The 14458-nt window shown below is 72.5% G+C and carries 16 protein-coding genes; 10 read left to right on the top strand and 6 right to left on the bottom strand.

Going from position 1 to position 14458, the window contains the following annotated elements; translation table 11 throughout:
- Positions 1 to 30 precede the first annotated feature (30 nt).
- Complete coding sequence (locus FHS37_RS36170) at positions 31 to 1305, top strand: sensor histidine kinase (protein ID WP_184829160.1); 1275 nt, start codon at positions 31 to 33, stop codon at positions 1303 to 1305.
- Between the two features lie 46 nt (positions 1306 to 1351).
- On the opposite strand, the gene FHS37_RS36165 is transcribed toward FHS37_RS36170, so the two are convergent.
- Positions 1352 to 1849, bottom strand: a complete 498-nt coding sequence (locus FHS37_RS36165) for a GtrA family protein (RefSeq protein WP_184829188.1) — start codon at positions 1847 to 1849, stop codon at positions 1352 to 1354.
- A gap of 152 nt (positions 1850 to 2001) precedes the next feature.
- Here FHS37_RS36165 and FHS37_RS36160 point away from each other — a divergent pair, with 152 nt between their 5' ends.
- The 3 genes from FHS37_RS36160 to FHS37_RS36150 are packed head-to-tail and all read left to right on the top strand — an operon-like array spanning position 2002 to position 4855.
- Positions 2002 to 3141 (top strand): 5-(carboxyamino)imidazole ribonucleotide synthase, encoded by a 1140-nt coding sequence (locus tag FHS37_RS36160; protein WP_184829157.1) that lies wholly within the window; start codon positions 2002 to 2004, stop codon positions 3139 to 3141.
- Positions 3138 to 3662 (top strand): 5-(carboxyamino)imidazole ribonucleotide mutase, encoded by a 525-nt coding sequence (gene purE / locus FHS37_RS36155; protein WP_184829155.1) that lies wholly within the window; start codon positions 3138 to 3140, stop codon positions 3660 to 3662. The genes FHS37_RS36160 and purE overlap by 4 nt, the downstream gene beginning before the upstream one ends.
- A gap of 5 nt (positions 3663 to 3667) precedes the next feature.
- Positions 3668 to 4855 carry a dipeptidase gene (locus FHS37_RS36150; RefSeq protein WP_375372339.1) on the top strand — a complete coding sequence of 396 codons (1188 nt, stop codon included), beginning with the start codon at positions 3668 to 3670 and terminating at the stop codon, positions 4853 to 4855.
- Here FHS37_RS36150 and FHS37_RS36145 read toward each other — a convergent pair.
- Positions 4804 to 5934, bottom strand: a complete 1131-nt coding sequence (locus FHS37_RS36145; RefSeq protein WP_184829151.1) for an alkene reductase — start codon at positions 5932 to 5934, stop codon at positions 4804 to 4806. The genes FHS37_RS36150 and FHS37_RS36145 overlap by 52 nt on opposite strands.
- 59 nt (positions 5935 to 5993) lie before the next feature.
- On the opposite strand from FHS37_RS36145, the gene FHS37_RS36140 reads away from it, so the two are divergent.
- Positions 5994 to 6353, top strand: coding sequence for a MerR family transcriptional regulator (locus FHS37_RS36140; protein ID WP_184829150.1), 360 nt, complete (start codon positions 5994 to 5996; stop codon positions 6351 to 6353).
- Positions 6354 to 6462: 109 nt separating this feature from the next.
- Complete coding sequence (locus tag FHS37_RS36135; protein WP_184829147.1) at positions 6463 to 7608, top strand: dipeptidase; 1146 nt, start codon at positions 6463 to 6465, stop codon at positions 7606 to 7608.
- A gap of 15 nt (positions 7609 to 7623) precedes the next feature.
- Here the strand turns inward: FHS37_RS36135 and FHS37_RS36130 are convergent, their stop codons facing one another.
- Both FHS37_RS36130 and FHS37_RS36125 read right to left on the bottom strand, forming a co-directional pair.
- Positions 7624 to 8016 (bottom strand): VOC family protein, encoded by a 393-nt coding sequence (locus tag FHS37_RS36130; protein ID WP_184829145.1) that lies wholly within the window; start codon positions 8014 to 8016, stop codon positions 7624 to 7626.
- 38 nt (positions 8017 to 8054) lie between these two features.
- Positions 8055 to 8414 carry a VOC family protein gene (locus FHS37_RS36125; protein ID WP_184829143.1) on the bottom strand — a complete coding sequence of 120 codons (360 nt, stop codon included), beginning with the start codon at positions 8412 to 8414 and terminating at the stop codon, positions 8055 to 8057.
- 127 nt (positions 8415 to 8541) lie between these two features.
- On the opposite strand from FHS37_RS36125, the gene FHS37_RS36120 reads away from it, so the two are divergent.
- A complete protein-coding gene (locus tag FHS37_RS36120) occupies positions 8542 to 9048 on the top strand; it encodes a CGNR zinc finger domain-containing protein (RefSeq protein ID WP_184829141.1) in 507 nt (168 codons plus the stop codon).
- 201 nt (positions 9049 to 9249) lie between these two features.
- Here the strand turns inward: FHS37_RS36120 and FHS37_RS36115 are convergent, their stop codons facing one another.
- A complete protein-coding gene (locus FHS37_RS36115) occupies positions 9250 to 10593 on the bottom strand; it encodes a UDP-glucose dehydrogenase family protein (RefSeq protein WP_184829139.1) in 1344 nt (447 codons plus the stop codon).
- Between the two features lie 192 nt (positions 10594 to 10785).
- Between FHS37_RS36115 and FHS37_RS36110 the strand changes: the two genes are divergently transcribed.
- Together FHS37_RS36110 and FHS37_RS36105 are read left to right on the top strand one after the other, a co-directional pair.
- Positions 10786 to 11943, top strand: a complete 1158-nt coding sequence (locus FHS37_RS36110) for an acyl-CoA dehydrogenase (protein WP_268254619.1) — start codon at positions 10786 to 10788, stop codon at positions 11941 to 11943.
- A gap of 111 nt (positions 11944 to 12054) precedes the next feature.
- On the top strand, positions 12055 to 12420 hold the full coding sequence (locus FHS37_RS36105) for a four-helix bundle copper-binding protein (protein WP_184829137.1): 366 nt from the start codon (positions 12055 to 12057) through the stop codon (positions 12418 to 12420).
- Between the two features lie 65 nt (positions 12421 to 12485).
- Here the strand turns inward: FHS37_RS36105 and FHS37_RS36100 are convergent, their stop codons facing one another.
- Positions 12486 to 13766 carry an LCP family protein gene (locus FHS37_RS36100; RefSeq protein ID WP_184829136.1) on the bottom strand — a complete coding sequence of 427 codons (1281 nt, stop codon included), beginning with the start codon at positions 13764 to 13766 and terminating at the stop codon, positions 12486 to 12488.
- Between the two features lie 119 nt (positions 13767 to 13885).
- Between FHS37_RS36100 and FHS37_RS36095 the strand changes: the two genes are divergently transcribed.
- Positions 13886 to 14443 (top strand): acyl-CoA thioesterase, encoded by a 558-nt coding sequence (locus FHS37_RS36095; RefSeq protein WP_184829135.1) that lies wholly within the window; start codon positions 13886 to 13888, stop codon positions 14441 to 14443.
- Positions 14444 to 14458: the final 15 nt, after the last annotated feature.

Below are 14458 nucleotides of genomic sequence, written 5' to 3'. Positions count from 1 at the left end.
CGCCGGGGATCCGCCCATGGGTAAGGGAACATGCGCCGTCGCCTGATCCAGTCCACGCTCGCCGTGGTGCTCGTCGTCATCGCCGTCTTCGGCGTGTCCCTGGTGATCGTCGAGACCCGCACGATCAGCGACAGCGCCAGGGAGCGGGTGGAGTCCGAGGCGGTACGGCTGGCCAGCATCGTCGACAGCCGGCTGATCGTCGAGGAGAAGGTCACCGCCGAGTTCCTGAGGGGCCAGCTCGCCGAGGACCGGTACGCCGTCATCCGCATCCCCGGCCAGCCGCCCATAGAGGTCGGCAGCAAGCCGGACGGCGACGTCATCAGCGCCAGGGCACCGGGCGAGGAGGGCGAGACGGTCACCGTCCAGGAGCCGCGCTCCTCGGTGACCCGGGAGGTCGGCCGTACGCTGCTGATCATCGGGCTGGTGGCGCTGCTGGCGGTGATCGCGGCGGTGCTGCTGGCGCTCCGCCAGGCCAACCGGCTCGCCTCCCCGCTGACCGACCTCGCCGAGACCGCCGAACGCCTCGGCTCCGGCGATCCGCGCCCCCGGCACCGGCGCTACGGCGTCCCCGAGCTGGACCGGGTCGCGGACGTGCTGGACGCCTCCGCCGAGCGCATCGCCCGCATGCTGACCGCCGAGCGGCGCCTGGCCGCCGACGCCTCCCACCAGCTGCGCACCCCGCTGACCGCCCTGTCCATGCGCCTGGAGGAGATCACCCTCACCGACGACCCGGACACGGTCAAGGAGGAGGCGACCATCGCGCTGACGCAGGTGGAGCGGCTGACGGACGTGGTGGAGCGGCTGCTGACGAACTCCCGCGACCCGCGCACCGGCTCCGCGGTCACCTTCGACCTCGACGACGTCATCCAGCAGCAGCTCGCCGAGTGGCGCCCGGCCTACCGCAGCGCCGGCCGCGCGATCGTCAGCTCGGGCAAGCGGCACCTGCAGGCGGTGGGGACGCCGGGCGCGGTCGCCCAGGTGCTGGCGGCGCTGATCGAGAACTCCCTCATGCACGGCGGCGGCACGGTCGCCCTGCGCACCAGGGTCACCGGCAACCAGGTCGTCGTCGAGGTCACCGACGAGGGGCCCGGGGTCCCCGCCGACCTGGGCTCGCGGATCTTCGAACGGGCGATCAGCGGGCACAACTCCACCGGCATCGGCCTCGCGGTCGCCCGCGACCTGGCGGAGGCGGACGGCGGCCGCCTGGAGATGCTGCAGGCGAAGCCGGCGGTCTTCGGCCTGTTCCTCTCCCGCACGCCCCCGCGGAAAACCGGGGACGACGGAGGCCGGGAGACGATCCGGTAGCCCGGACCGGCGGTCCGGTAGCCGGCCCCGGCCCGGGCCGGAGGCCCTACGGCACGCGCTGCCTGGGGCGGGGCTCGGGCCGCCCGCCCCGCGCGACCTCCCCCGCCGCCGGCTCCCGGACCGGCAGGGCGCGGAACACCCAGGTGCGGTAGGACCAGAAGCGGAACAGGGTCGCGACGCCGATGCCGAGGAACTTGAAGACGTTGCTCTGCAGCGGGCTGTCCCAGCCGAAGCCGTACGTCGCCGCGTACAGCACGCCGTTCTCGATCACCAGGCCGACCGCGCTGAACAGCAGGAACAGGGACATCTCCCGGGTCCGGCCGGACTTGTCGCGGTCCCGGTAGGTGAAGTAGCGGAAGCCGACGTAGTTGAAGATGATCGCGACGACGGTCGCGATGACGCTCGCCCGTACCACCTGGAGGTCGGTGACCTGCCGGACCAGGTTGAACACGCCCAGGTTGACCAGGACTCCGGCCCCGCCCACCGCGCCGAACTTGGCCACTTCCCGGCAGAGTCGTCGGAGCCTCGAGGAACCGCGTTCCATCGTCTGGGGGCTCCCGTCCGTCGGTTGCGTCGATTCAGTCATGCTAACCACCCACCCGTGTGATCTTCCTGCGGACGAGGGCCGTGGCCGCGGGCCGTCCGGGGGAGGGGCCGGGACATCGGCCACTGCGGCTCGGCCGATACCCTGGGGGCGTGACGTTCCCGGTAGTCGGCATGGTCGGCGGTGGCCAGCTCGCTCGTATGACACACGAGGCGGGCATCCCGCTCGGCATCAGGTTCAAGCTCCTCAGTGACACTCCGCAGGATTCCGCGGCGCAGGTCGTCGGCGACGTCGTCGTCGGCGACTACCGCGACCTGGAGACGCTGCGCGCGTTCGCGCGCGGCTGCGACGTGATCACCTTCGACCACGAGCACGTGCCCACCGAGCACCTCAGGGCCCTGGAGGCGGACGGCATCCCCGTCCGCCCGGGCCCCGACGCGCTGGTGCACGCCCAGGACAAGGGGGTGATGCGCGCGAAGCTCGACGCGATCGGCGTGCCCTGTCCGCGGCACCGCGTCGTCTCCGACCCCGAGGACGTGGCGGCGTTCGCCGCCGAGGGCGACGGCTTCCCCGTCGTCCTCAAGACCGTCCGCGGCGGCTACGACGGCAAGGGCGTGTGGGTCGTCGGCTCCGTGGAGGAGGCCGCCGAGCCGTTCAAGGCGGGCGTCGCCGTCCTCGCCGAGGAGAAGGTCGACTTCGTGCGCGAGCTGGCCGCCAACGTGGTCCGCTCCCCGCACGGCCAGGCCGTCGCCTACCCGGTCGTGGAGTCCCGCCAGGTGAACGGCGTCTGCGACACGGTCATCGCCCCCGCGCCCGACCTCGACGAGGACCTCGCCCTGAGGGCCGAGGAGATGGCGCTGAACATCGCCAAGGAGCTCGGCGTCGTCGGCCACCTCGCCGTGGAGCTGTTCCAGACCCGCGACGGCCGCATCCTCGTCAACGAGCTGGCGATGCGCCCGCACAACTCGGGCCACTGGTCCATGGACGGCGCGATCACCTCGCAGTTCGCCAACCACGTCCGCGCCGTCCTCGACCTCCCGCTCGGCGACCCCCGCCCGCGCGCGAAGTGGACGGTCATGGTCAACGTCCTCGGCGGCGACTACCCGGACATGTACTCGGCGTACCTGCACTGCATGGCCCGCGACCCCCAGCTGAAGATCCACATGTACGGCAAGGACGTGAAGCCCGGCCGCAAGGTCGGACACGTCAACACCTACGGCGACGACCTGGACGACGTGCTGGAGCGCGCCCGTCACGCAGCCGGCTACCTGAGAGGCACGATCACCGAATGAGCCCGGTCGTAGGCATTGTCATGGGGTCGGACTCCGACTGGCCCGTCATGGAGGCGGCGGCCAAGGCCCTCGACGAGTTCGAGGTCGGCTACGAGGTCGACGTCGTCTCCGCGCACCGCATGCCCCGCGAGATGATCGCGTACGGCGAGCAGGCCGCGGACCGGGGCCTGAAGGTGATCATCGCGGGCGCGGGCGGTGCCGCCCACCTGCCCGGCATGCTCGCCTCGGTCACCCCGCTGCCCGTCATCGGCGTCCCCGTGCCGCTGAAGCACCTCGACGGCATGGACAGCCTGCTGTCCATCGTGCAGATGCCGGCCGGCGTCCCGGTCGCCACCGTCTCGGTGGCCGGCGCGCGCAACGCGGGCCTGCTCGCGGTCCGCGTCCTCGCGGCCCACGACGAGGAGCTCCTCGGCCGGATGCGGGAGTTCCAGCAGGACCTGAACGACCAGGCCACCGAGAAGGGCAAGCGCCTGCGCGCCAAGGTCGAGGGCGCCGGCAACGGCTTCGGCTTCGGGAAGTGAGCGGGGTGAGCCCCGTGACGCCCCTCGACGACGCCCGCGCGCTGCTGGCCGAGTTCCCCGTCGTCGACGGGCACAACGACCTGCCCTGGGCCCTGCGCGAACAGGTCCGCTACGACCTCGCCGCCCGCGACATCGGCGGCGACCAGTCCGCCCACCTGCACACCGACCTCCCCCGGCTGCGCGCGGGCGGGGTCGGCGCGCAGTTCTGGTCGGTGTACGTCCGCGCGGACCTGCCCGACCCGGTGTCCGCCACGCTGGAGCAGATCGACTGCGTGCGGCAGCTGCTGGACCGCCACCCGGAGGACCTGGCGCCCGCGCTGACCGCCGCCGACATGGAGGCCGCGCGCGGGCAGGGCCGCATCGCCTCCCTCATGGGTGCGGAGGGCGGCCACTCCATCGCGAACTCCCTCGGCACCCTGCGCGGGCTGTACGACCTGGGCGTGCGCTACCTGACCCTCACCCACAACTCCAACGTGGCGTGGGCGGACTCGGCGACCGACGAGCCCGGCGTGGGCGGCCTGTCGGCCTTCGGCCGCGAGGTGGTGCGGGAGATGAACCGGCTCGGCATGCTGGTCGACCTCTCCCACGTCGCCGCCACGACCATGCGGGACGCGCTGGACACCAGCTCCGCGCCGGTGATCTTCTCCCACTCCTCCGCCCGCGCGGTCTGCGACCACCCCCGCAACGTCCCGGACGACGTGCTGGAGCGGCTGCCCGCCAACGGCGGCGTCGCGATGGTGACGTTCGTGCCGAAGTTCGTGCTCCGGGCGGCGGTCGACTGGACGGCCGCGGCCGACGAGAACCTGCGCGCCCACGGCTTCCACCACCTCGACACCACCGCCGAGGCGATGAAGGTGCACCGCGCCTTCGAGGAGGCCCACCCGCGCCCGGTCGCCACCGTGTCCACGGTGGCCGACCACCTGGACCACATGCGCGAGGTCGCCGGCGTCGACCACCTCGGCATCGGCGGCGACTACGACGGCACCGCCTTCACCCCGGACGGCCTGAACGACGTCTCCGGCTACCCGAACCTGATCGCGGAGCTGCAGGGCCGCGGCTGGTCGAGGTCCGACCTGGCCAAGCTGACCTGGCAGAACGCGGTACGGGTGCTGGGCGCGGCCGAGGACGTGGCACGGGAGCTTCAGGCCACGCGGGGCCCGTCGAACGCGACGATCGAGGAACTGGACGGCTGACCGTCGAGGGCGGGGTAGTCGGTGTAGCCGTCCGCCCCGCCCACGTACATCAGGTAGCGGTCCCGCACCTGGTTCAGCGGCGCGCCCAGGCGCAGCCGCCGCACCAGGTCGGGATTGGCGAGGAAGGGCCGGCCGAGGGCGATCAGGTCGGCCCCGGCGGCCAGCAGCCGCCCGGAAGCGCGGTGCACGGCGTCGGAGGACATCTCCTCCAGCACCGGGTTGGCGACGAGCGTCCCCGGCCACGCGGCGCGGATCCCCCCGAACACCGGCGCGTCCGGGTCGGCGGACACCAGGTGCAGGTAGGCCAGCCCGAGCCCGCCGAGCCGTTCGGCGAGCGCCGGGTAGATCTCCTCGGTCTCGCCCTCCGCGATGCCGTTGACGGTGTTGCCGGGGGAGACCCGCAGTCCCACCCGCTCGGCCCCGATCTCGGCGGCCACGGCCCCGGTCACCTCGGTGGTGAACCGGAGCCGCCGTTCCACCGGGCCGCCGTAGCCGTCGGTGCGGCGGTTGGTGTTGCGGGCCAGGAACTGGTGCAGCAGGTGCCCGTTGGCGGAGTGCACCTCCACGCCCTCGAACCCGGCGTCGAGCGCGTTGCGGGCCGCCCGCGCGAAGTCGGCGACGGTGGCGCGGATGTCCGCGGCCGTCATCTCCCGCGGCACGACGGCCGGCCGGTGCCCGTCCGGCGTGAAGATCGTTCCGGGGAGCGGCACGGGCGAGGGCGCCACCGGCGTCAGCCCGCTGGTGGCCGGATGCCCGACCCGTCCGCCGTGCTGGAGCTGGAGGAACATCCGCCCGCCGGCCTCCCGCACCGCGTCGGTGACCCGTCGCCAGCCCGCCACGTGCCGCGGGCCGTGGACGGCGGTGATGTTCGGGTACGTCTGCCCGACCGCGTTCGGTGTGGACGCCTCGGCGATGATCAGCCCGGCCGAGGCGCGCTGGGCGTAGTAGGTGGCCATGAGCGGGGTCGGGGTGCCGTCGGCCTCGGCGCGGTTCCGGGTCAGCGGCGCCATCAGGAGGCGGTTGGGGAGGTCGACCGGGCCCAGGCGGGCGGGTTCGAAGAGTTCCGTCGTGTGCGTCATGCCCGTACGCTAAAACCTGACACTGATGTCAGAATCAAGCCCGGGGGAGGGGCGGACGGATGCGGATCGGTGAACTGGCCCGGCGCACCGGCGTGAGCGAGCGGTCGCTGCGCTACTACGAGAAGCAGGGGCTGCTGGTGTCCGAGCGGACGCCCGGCGGGCACCGCGAGTACACCGGGGCGGCGGTCGACCGGGTGATCCGGATCCAGGAACTGTTCGCGGCCGGCCTGTGCAGCACGAAGATCGCGCGGTTGCTGCCCTGCATGCGGGACGCCGACGGCGGCCCCTCGGCCGTCGCCACCCCCCGGCTGGTCGAGGAACTCGGTGCCGAGCGTGACCGCATCGACCGGATGATCGCCGACCTGGTCCGTTCCCGGGACACCCTGGACGAGGTGATCGAGGCGGCCCGCGCGCGTTGATCCGGCGCCGTACCCCGAACGGCGCGTCCACCAGGAAGTCCTCCGGGGCGCCGTGCGACGGTGACCGTACCGCGCCCACGCGCCGAGGTCACGACGTAGGGAGCCCGACATGGCCGATCTCCAGGACGACCTGTGTCCCGCCACCGAGGTCGGCCGCGTCGACGGCGCTCCCCCCGGGGCCGAGCCGTGTCCGGCCGAGGCGGCCGTCGTCCCGCCGGAGACCGGCCGGCCCGTCTCCGACCCGGACGACGATCCCCTGACCCGCGCCCACGCCGTCCTCGCCGCCCATCCCGTCGCCGACGGCTGCAGCGGGCTCCCCCGGGCGCTGGGCCGGCTGCCCTGGTACGACCTCGACCTGGGGGAGAGCGCCGTCGACGCGGACGTGCCCCGGCTGCACAAGGGCCGGGTCGGCGCCGTGTTCTGGTCGCTGCACCTGCCCGAGGGCGTCCACGGCGACCGGGCCGTCGGCGCCACCCTGGAGCAGCTCGACCTGGCGAAGGGGGTGGTCGCCGCCCACGACGAGGGCCTGCGCCCGGCCCGCACCGCCGGGCAGGTCGCCGACGCCCGCAACTGCGGCCGGGTCGCCGTGCTGCTCGGCCCCGCGGGGGCCGCCGCCCTCGGCGACTCGCTGGGCATCCTGCGCTCGCTGCACACCCTCGGCCTGTGCGCGCTCACCCTGACCGGTACGTCCTGGGCGGACACCGACGGGCTCACCCGGTTCGGCGAGGAGGTCGTGCGCGAGATGAACCGGATCGGCGTGATCGCCGACCTCTCCTACGCCTCCGACCGGACGGTCCGCCGCGTCCTCACCGTGTCCAGGGCGCCCGTGCTGTTCAGCCGCTCCGCCGCCCGCGCCCTGCGCCCCCACCCGGCCAACCTCCCCGACGAGCTGCTCGCCGAGGTGGGGGAGGCCGGGGGGCTGTGCCTGGTGCCGCTGAGCGCCGAGCAGACCGGCCCGACCGTCCGGGACGTCGCCGACCACCTCGACCACGTCCGCACCCTCGCCGGACCGGAGTGCGTCGGCCTGTCCGGCACGTACGACACCGGCGGCGCGCATCCGCAGGAGCTCGACGACACCTCCTGCTACCCGAGGCTGATCGCCGAGCTGCTGCGACGCGGCTGGGACGAGTCCGAGGTGGCGCTGCTGACCTGGGGAAACGTCCAGCGGGTGCTGCGCGGCGCGGAGTTCTCCGCCCGCGCGGCGCAGCAGCGCCGCCCGCCGTCGACGGCGACGATCGCGCACCTGGACGGCTGAGCGGGCCCCGGACGGTCAGGGCTGCTCGATCCGGCACAGGCAGAACGGATGCCCCGCCGGGTCGGCGTACACCCGGAAGTCCTTCGTCTCGTAGTCCTCCCGGTCCAGCACCCGCGCCCCCAGCGCCAGCACCTTCTGCTCGGCCTCGTCGACCTCCTCCCAGGTGCTCCCGGCGTCGAAGTCGAGGTGGAACTGCTGGGAGTCGTGGTCGGCCCGGGGCCAGGCCGGCGGGGCGTACCCCTCGGCCCGCTGGAAGGCCAGCCGCGGTCCCGCGGGGATCTGGAGCACCACCCAGTCCGCGTCCTCCTCCTCGGGGACGCCGCCCCCGACCGCCGCGTAGAAACGGGCCAGCTCATAGGGCTCGGGGCAGTCGAGGACGACGGAACGCAGACGTGCCACGGGGGCCATGGATCCTCCGTACGGTGTCGGTCGGTGTGCGGGGCGGATCAGCCGGCGCACAGGCAGAACGGGTGCCCGGCCGGATCCGCGTAAACCCGGAAGGTCCGCGACCGGTCCTCCGTGTCCAGCGGCTTCGCGCCGAGCGCCAGCACCTCCTTCTCCGCCGCGTCCAGGTCCTCGACGGTCAGGTCCAGGTGGAACTGCTGCGAGTGGTCGGGGGCCGGCCACCGCGGCGGCACGTACCCCGGGGCCGCCTGGAAGGCCAGCACCGGACCGCCGGGCACCTTCAGGTCCACCCAGTCCTCCTCCTCCACCACCGTGCCGCCCACCAGCGCGGCGTAGAAACCGGCCAGCGCACGCGGGTCGGGACAGTCCAGGACGACGGCACCCACCTTGGCGACAGGCATGACTTCCTCCTCGTTCGTCGTCACCGTCTTCGTTGTTACCTTCAAAGACGGGCAACCGGTAACCGTTACCGCATGCTGCCGCATCGGGGGTAACGCCGCAAGGGGAAACGCGAGGTACCGTCCAGGCATGAGCGAGAGATCGGCCCCGCCCGGGGGACTGGCCCTGGTGCAGGCCCTGGTCAACACGCTGGACATCGAGTCGGGCCGCGACGCGCTGGACACCCCGGAGGGCCGCGCCCCCTTCGGGCTCACGGAGGACGGCGTCGCGCCCGCCCGCACCCTGCGCGAGGCGCTGCGCGCGGCCCTGCTCGCCCACGCCGGCCATCCGCCGCACCGCGAGGTCACCCCGCTCGGCGAGCTGCTCGCGGGGGCCCCGCTGGTGGTCACCGTCGACCCGGCGGACGGCTCCGCCGCCCTCGCACCCGTCGACGACGGGCCCCTGCTCTCCCGGGTCGCCGCGGCCGTGGCGGAAGCGGTCACCGCGGGCACCTGGAGCCGCCTGAAGGCCTGTGAGGCCGCCGACTGCCACTGGGCGTACTACGACCGCAGCCCCGCCGGACGCGGCCGCTGGTGCTCGATGCAGGTGTGCGGGGCCCGCGCCAAGATGCGCCGCTACCGGGCGAAGGGCGCGTGAGGGGGCACGGAGAGCCCCCACGGAAGAGGGCCCCGGGGAGAGGCCCCACGGAAGGGCCGCGCGGAGAGGCGGGGGAGTCCGGCGGGAGCCGCCCCGGGCCCGTGCCGCATGGTGCAGAATGCAGCAGGACGCCGGTTCGGCCGACTGAGCCTCGGCCGAACCGGCGTCACCCGTCGTGCCCCGGCCGTGCCGGGCGCCGCGTCAGGCGGTGGGGCGCCCCATCGCGCGGTAGCGCCACCCGGCCCGCCGCCACACCTCCGGGTCGAGCGCGTTGCGCCCGTCGAGGATCAGCCGCTCGGCCACCGCCTCGCCCAGCGCCTCCGCGTCCAGCTCGCGGAACTCCCGCCACTCCGTCAGGTGCAGCACGACGTCCGCGCCCCGCACCGCCTCGAGCGCCGAGTCGGCGTACCCCAGCGTCGGGAAGATGCTGCGGGCGTTGTCCATGCCCTTCGGGTCGTACACCGTGACCTGGCCGCCCTGGAGGTGGATCTGGCCGGCCACGTTCAGCGCCGGCGAGTCCCGGACGTCGTCCGAGTCCGGCTTGAAGGTCGCGCCGAGCACCGCCACCCGCTTGCCCAGGAACGGCCCGCCGCCCAGCGCCTGCCGGGTCAGCTCCACCATGCGGCCGCGCTGGCGCATGTTGATCGAGTCGATCTCCCGCAGGAACGTCAGCGCCTGGTCCGCGCCCAGCTCGCCCGCGCGCGCCATGAACGCCCGGATGTCCTTCGGCAGGCACCCGCCGCCGAAGCCGATCCCGGCCCGCAGGAACTTCCTGCCGATCCGGTCGTCGTACCCGATGGCCTCCGCCAGCTTGGCGACGTCGCCGCCCGCGGCCTCGCACACCTCGGCCATCGCGTTGATGAACGAGATCTTGGTGGCCAGGAAGGAGTTCGCGGAGGTCTTCACCAGCTCCGCGGTCGGGAAGTCGGTCACCACGAACGGGGAGCCCTCCGTGATCGGCGTGGCGTACACCTCCCGCAGCAGCTTCTCCGCCCGCTCGCTGCGGACGCCCACCACGATCCGGTCCGGGTGCAGCGTGTCCTGCACGGCGAAGCCCTCGCGCAGGAACTCCGGGTTCCAGGCCAGCTCGGCGTCCTCGCCGGCCGGCGCGTGCTCGGCCAGGTAGGCGGCCAGCCGGTCGGCCGAGCCGACGGGCACCGTCGACTTGCCGACGACCAGCGCCGGACCCTTCAGGTGCGGCGCGAGCGAGGCGATCGCGGAGTCGACGTACGACATGTCGCAGGCGTACTCGCCGTGCCGCTGCGGAGTGTTCACGCACACGAAGTGCACGTCGCCGAACTCCCCGAGCTCGGCCCAGTCCGTGGTGAACCGCAGCCGCCCGCTGGACCCCTCGATCCCGGCGACGTGCCGGCGCAGCAGCTCGTCCAGCCCCGGCTCGTACATGGGGGTCTCGCCGCGCCGGAGCACGTCGATCTTCTCCGGCACGACGTCGAGACCCAGCACCTCGAACCCGAGCTCGGCCATGGCCGCCGCGTGGGTCGCGCCGAGATAACCGGTGCCGATCACGGTGATCTTGAGGGCCATGGGTGCTCCAGGGGTATACGGCAGGCAGTGCGGGCCCGAGCATAACCGGGGCACGCGGCCGGCCCCCGCCGGGCGGCCTCGCCGCTGTCGTCAAGCTCACCTATCCGCGAACGTGGAGGAAGGCATAAAATTCGAGTTACTTAACGGTAGTTAGCGTGACCAGCATCGCAGCGTTTTGGAGCGTGAGAGACCTTGGCCGGATCGGCTGACTTCGACCTGTACCGCCCGTCCGAGGAGCACGACATGCTCCGCGACGCCGTCCGCTCGCTGGCCGAGGCGAAGATCGCGCCGTACGCCGCCGCGGTGGACGAGGAGGCCCGCTTCCCGCAGGAGGCGCTCGACGCGCTCGTCGCGAACGACCTGCACGCCGTCCACGTCCCCGAGGAGTACGGCGGCGCCGGCGCCGACGCCCTCGCGACGGTCATCGTCATCGAGGAGGTGGCCCGTGCCTGCGCGTCCTCCTCCCTCATCCCCGCCGTGAACAAGCTGGGCTCGCTGCCGGTCCTCCTCTCCGGCTCCGAGGAGCTGAAGAAGAAGTACATGGCCCCGCTCGCCAAGGGCGACGCGATGTTCTCGTACTGCCTCTCCGAGCCGGACGCCGGCTCGGACGCGGCCGGCATGAAGACCAAGGCGGTCCGCGACGGCGACCACTGGGTCCTCAACGGCGTGAAGCGCTGGATCACCAACGCCGGCGTCTCCGAGTACTACACGGTCATGGCGGTCACCGACCCGGCCAAGCGCTCCAAGGGCATCTCCGCCTTCGTCGTCGAGAAGTCCGACGAGGGCGTCTCCTTCGGCGCACCGGAGAAGAAGCTCGGCATCAAGGGCTCGCCCACCCGCGAGGTCTACCTCGACAACGTCCGCATCCCCGCCGACCGCATGATCGGCGAGGAGGGCACCGGCTTCGCCACGGCGATGAGGACCCTGGACCACACCCGCATCACCATCGCCGCCCAGGCCCTCGGCATCGCCCAGGGGGCCCTCGACTACGCCAAGGGCTACGTCCGGGAGCGCAAGCAGTTCGGCAAGCCGATCGCCGACTTCCAGGGCGTCCAGTTCATGCTCGCCGACATGGCCATGAAGATCGAGGCCGCCCGCCAGCTGACCTACGCCGCCGCGGCGAAGTCCGAGCGCGGCGACGCCGACCTCACCTTCCAGGGCGCCGCGGCGAAGTGCTTCGCCTCGGACGTCGCCATGGAGGTCACCACGGACGCCGTCCAGCTCCTCGGCGGCTACGGCTACACCCGCGACTACCCGGTCGAGCGCATGATGCGCGACGCGAAGATCACGCAGATCTACGAAGGCACGAACCAGGTCCAGCGGATCGTGATGGCCAGGAACCTGCCGTAACGGGTCCGGTTCGGGTGGTTCCGCCCGTCCTGTGGCGGTCATGGGGCGGAGGGCGTAGGACGGAGGGGCGGGGGTCGAACCCCGGCCCCCCCGTCCCCCCTGGGAGGAACCATGACCCAGCAGTCTGCCGCCGCGGCCCCGATGAGCAAGGAGATGCAGGACTGCGTCAACGCCTGCATGTCCTGCCACAGCGTGTGCGAGGAGACCATGAGCTCGTGCCTGCAGATGGGCGGCCAGGCCCAGATGCGGATCATGCGGGCGCTCATGGACTGCTCGGAGATGACCCGCATGTGCGCCGACATGATGATGCGCCGTTCCCCGCTCGCGGGCGAGATGTGCGCGATGTGCGCGCGGGCCTGTGACATGTGCGCCGAGGCGTGTATGGCCATGCCGGACGACGAGCAGATGATGCGCTGTGCCGAGGCGTGTCGCCGCTGCGCCGAGTCCTGTCGCTCCATGGCGGGCGCCACGATGTGACGGACGCCGGACACGACACGGCCGAGGGCACCCCGCTCGCGGGGTGCCCTCGGTCCGTCGTCGGGTCAGCCGCCCGGGACGGTGACCTTCTCGTCGTTCCTCAGCTGCTCGACCAGCGCCTTCACCTTCGGCATGTCCCACTGCAGGTTGCCGTTGCCGGCGCTGCCCGCGATCGGCATGTTCATCGACGTGCCCTCGCCGCCGCTGACGCCCTTCATCGCCCAGAACATCCCGGCCAGGTCGAAGAGCCCCATGTCCTTGTCGACGACCAGGGCGTCCAGGCCCGCGCCCATGGTCGGGTAGAGCTTGAAGGGGTTGAGGACCGTGCCCGGGGTGGCCACCTGGTTGGCCAGGGCGGAGAGGAACTTCTGCTGGTTCTTCGTGCGGTCCAGGTCGGAGCCGGCCAGCGCGTACCGGGTGCGGACGAAGGCGAGGGCCTCCTCGCCGTTCAGGGTCTGCCTGCCCTTCTTGAGGTCGGCGCCGGACTTGGTGTCCTTGATGTCCTGCGGGATGTCCATCTCCACGCCGCCGACCGCGTCCACGATGCTCGCGAAGCCGGCGAAGCCGATCTCGACGTAGTGGTCGATGTGCAGGCCGGTGTTGAACTCCACCGTGCGCACCAGCAGCGTCGGGCCGTCGATGGAGTACGCGGCGTTCAGCTTGTTCGCGCCCATGGCGGGCCTGGTCTTGCCGGACTCGGAGCCCTTGAACTCCGGGATCGTGACGTTGGAGTCACGGGGCAGCGATATCAGGGTCGGGCCGTTGTCGCCGGTGTGCAGGATCATCATCGAGTCCGTGCGCTTGCCCTCGGCGGACCCGGTGCGCAACCTCTTCTTGTCCTCGTCCGACATCCCGGCACGGCTGTCGGAGCCGACGATCAGGTAGTTGGTGCCCTCGCCCTTCTCCGGCCGGTCGATGACCGTCGAGAGGTCGACGTCGCGGTTGAGCTTGGAGTCGGCCCAGAAGTACGTGCCGACGGTGGTCACGACCAGCACCGTCGCCACGGTGATCGCCGTCCACTTGATGCGGCGGCGCCAGTCCGGCGCGGGGCGCGGGGCGTGACCGACGGAACCGCCCGCCCGGCCGGCTCCGCCGCCGCTCGGCGTGCCGTAGACCTGGCCGGTGTTGTACCCGCTGTCGTAACCGTCGGGACCGCCGTGACCGCGGCCGTCCACGTACGACGGCTGGGGCGGGACCCCGCCGTGCGCGCCCTGTCCGGCAGGGGCCGCCGGGCCGCGGCGGACCTGCCGCATGACACGGGCGCTCTCGGGCTGTGCGTTCGCGCTCCCGCGTCCGTAGCGGCTGCCGCGGTTGTCGTCGGACCATGCCTCGGGCCAATCGTTCATGCGCAACAGTGTGCAGGTCCGGACACCACGCCACACAAGGGTCGTCGGAAAATCAGGGCGCCGCTGTTGCGAAGCTGACACAAATCTCCCGGATGTCGGCTCGGCATAGGGTAGAGGTCATGACAGACCAGGCCACGGCCGCGCAGACGGAGGGTCCGGACATCCCGGGCAAGCCCGTCGCGGCGTCCCGCACGACCCTCAGCCACATCATGACCCACAACGACACCAACCTCCTGGGCACGGTGCACGGTGGGGTGATCATGAAACTCGTCGACGACGCGGCGGGAGCCGTCGCCGGACGGCACTCCGGAGGACCCGCCGTCACCGCGTCCATGGACGAGATGGCCTTCCTCGAGCCGGTCCGCGTCGGTGACCTGGTCCATGTGAAGGCCCAGGTCAACTGGACCGGCCGGACCTCCATGGAGGTGGGCGTGCGGGTGCTGGCCGAGCGCTGGAACGAGTCCGCCCCGCCCACCCAGGTCGGTTCGGCGTACCTCGTCTTCGCGGCCGTCGACGCCGACGGCAAGCCGCGCCGGGTGCCGCCGGTGATACCGGAGACCGAGCAGGACAAGCGCCGCTACCAGGAGGCCCAGATCCGCCGCACCCACCGCCTGGCCCGCCGCCGGGCGATCATGGAACTGCGGGAGAAGCGGGCGGCCGAGGGCTACGAGGACTGAGAAGAGGCCCGGGAA

The sequence above is a fragment of the Streptomyces griseomycini genome (assembly GCF_014203535.1).
GTDB classification, from domain to species: Bacteria; Actinomycetota; Actinomycetes; order Streptomycetales; family Streptomycetaceae; genus Streptomyces; species Streptomyces griseomycini.
This window is presented reverse-complemented; position numbering and strand designations above follow the sequence as displayed.

What these genes read in the sequence shown, in the direction of transcription:
- FHS37_RS36105 (WP_184829137.1), top strand. Translation starts at nt 12,055, where the DNA reads ATGACCCAGCAGTCTGCCGCCGCGGCCCCGATGAGCAAGGAGATGCAG.
- FHS37_RS36115 (WP_184829139.1), bottom strand. Translation starts at nt 10,593, where the DNA reads ATGGCCCTCAAGATCACCGTGATCGGCACCGGTTATCTCGGCGCGACC.
- purE (WP_184829155.1), top strand. Translation starts at nt 3,138, where the DNA reads ATGAGCCCGGTCGTAGGCATTGTCATGGGGTCGGACTCCGACTGGCCC.
- FHS37_RS36145 (WP_184829151.1), bottom strand. Translation starts at nt 5,934, where the DNA reads ATGACGCACACGACGGAACTCTTCGAACCCGCCCGCCTGGGCCCGGTC.
- FHS37_RS36125 (WP_184829143.1), bottom strand. Translation starts at nt 8,414, where the DNA reads ATGCCTGTCGCCAAGGTGGGTGCCGTCGTCCTGGACTGTCCCGACCCG.
- FHS37_RS36100 (WP_184829136.1), bottom strand. Translation starts at nt 13,766, where the DNA reads ATGAACGATTGGCCCGAGGCATGGTCCGACGACAACCGCGGCAGCCGC.
- FHS37_RS36165 (WP_184829188.1), bottom strand. Translation starts at nt 1,849, where the DNA reads ATGGAACGCGGTTCCTCGAGGCTCCGACGACTCTGCCGGGAAGTGGCC.
- FHS37_RS36135 (WP_184829147.1), top strand. Translation starts at nt 6,463, where the DNA reads ATGGCCGATCTCCAGGACGACCTGTGTCCCGCCACCGAGGTCGGCCGC.
- FHS37_RS36130 (WP_184829145.1), bottom strand. Translation starts at nt 8,016, where the DNA reads ATGGCCCCCGTGGCACGTCTGCGTTCCGTCGTCCTCGACTGCCCCGAG.
- FHS37_RS36140 (WP_184829150.1), top strand. Translation starts at nt 5,994, where the DNA reads ATGCGGATCGGTGAACTGGCCCGGCGCACCGGCGTGAGCGAGCGGTCG.
- FHS37_RS36095 (WP_184829135.1), top strand. Translation starts at nt 13,886, where the DNA reads ATGACAGACCAGGCCACGGCCGCGCAGACGGAGGGTCCGGACATCCCG.
- FHS37_RS36170 (WP_184829160.1), top strand. Translation starts at nt 31, where the DNA reads ATGCGCCGTCGCCTGATCCAGTCCACGCTCGCCGTGGTGCTCGTCGTC.
- FHS37_RS36120 (WP_184829141.1), top strand. Translation starts at nt 8,542, where the DNA reads ATGAGCGAGAGATCGGCCCCGCCCGGGGGACTGGCCCTGGTGCAGGCC.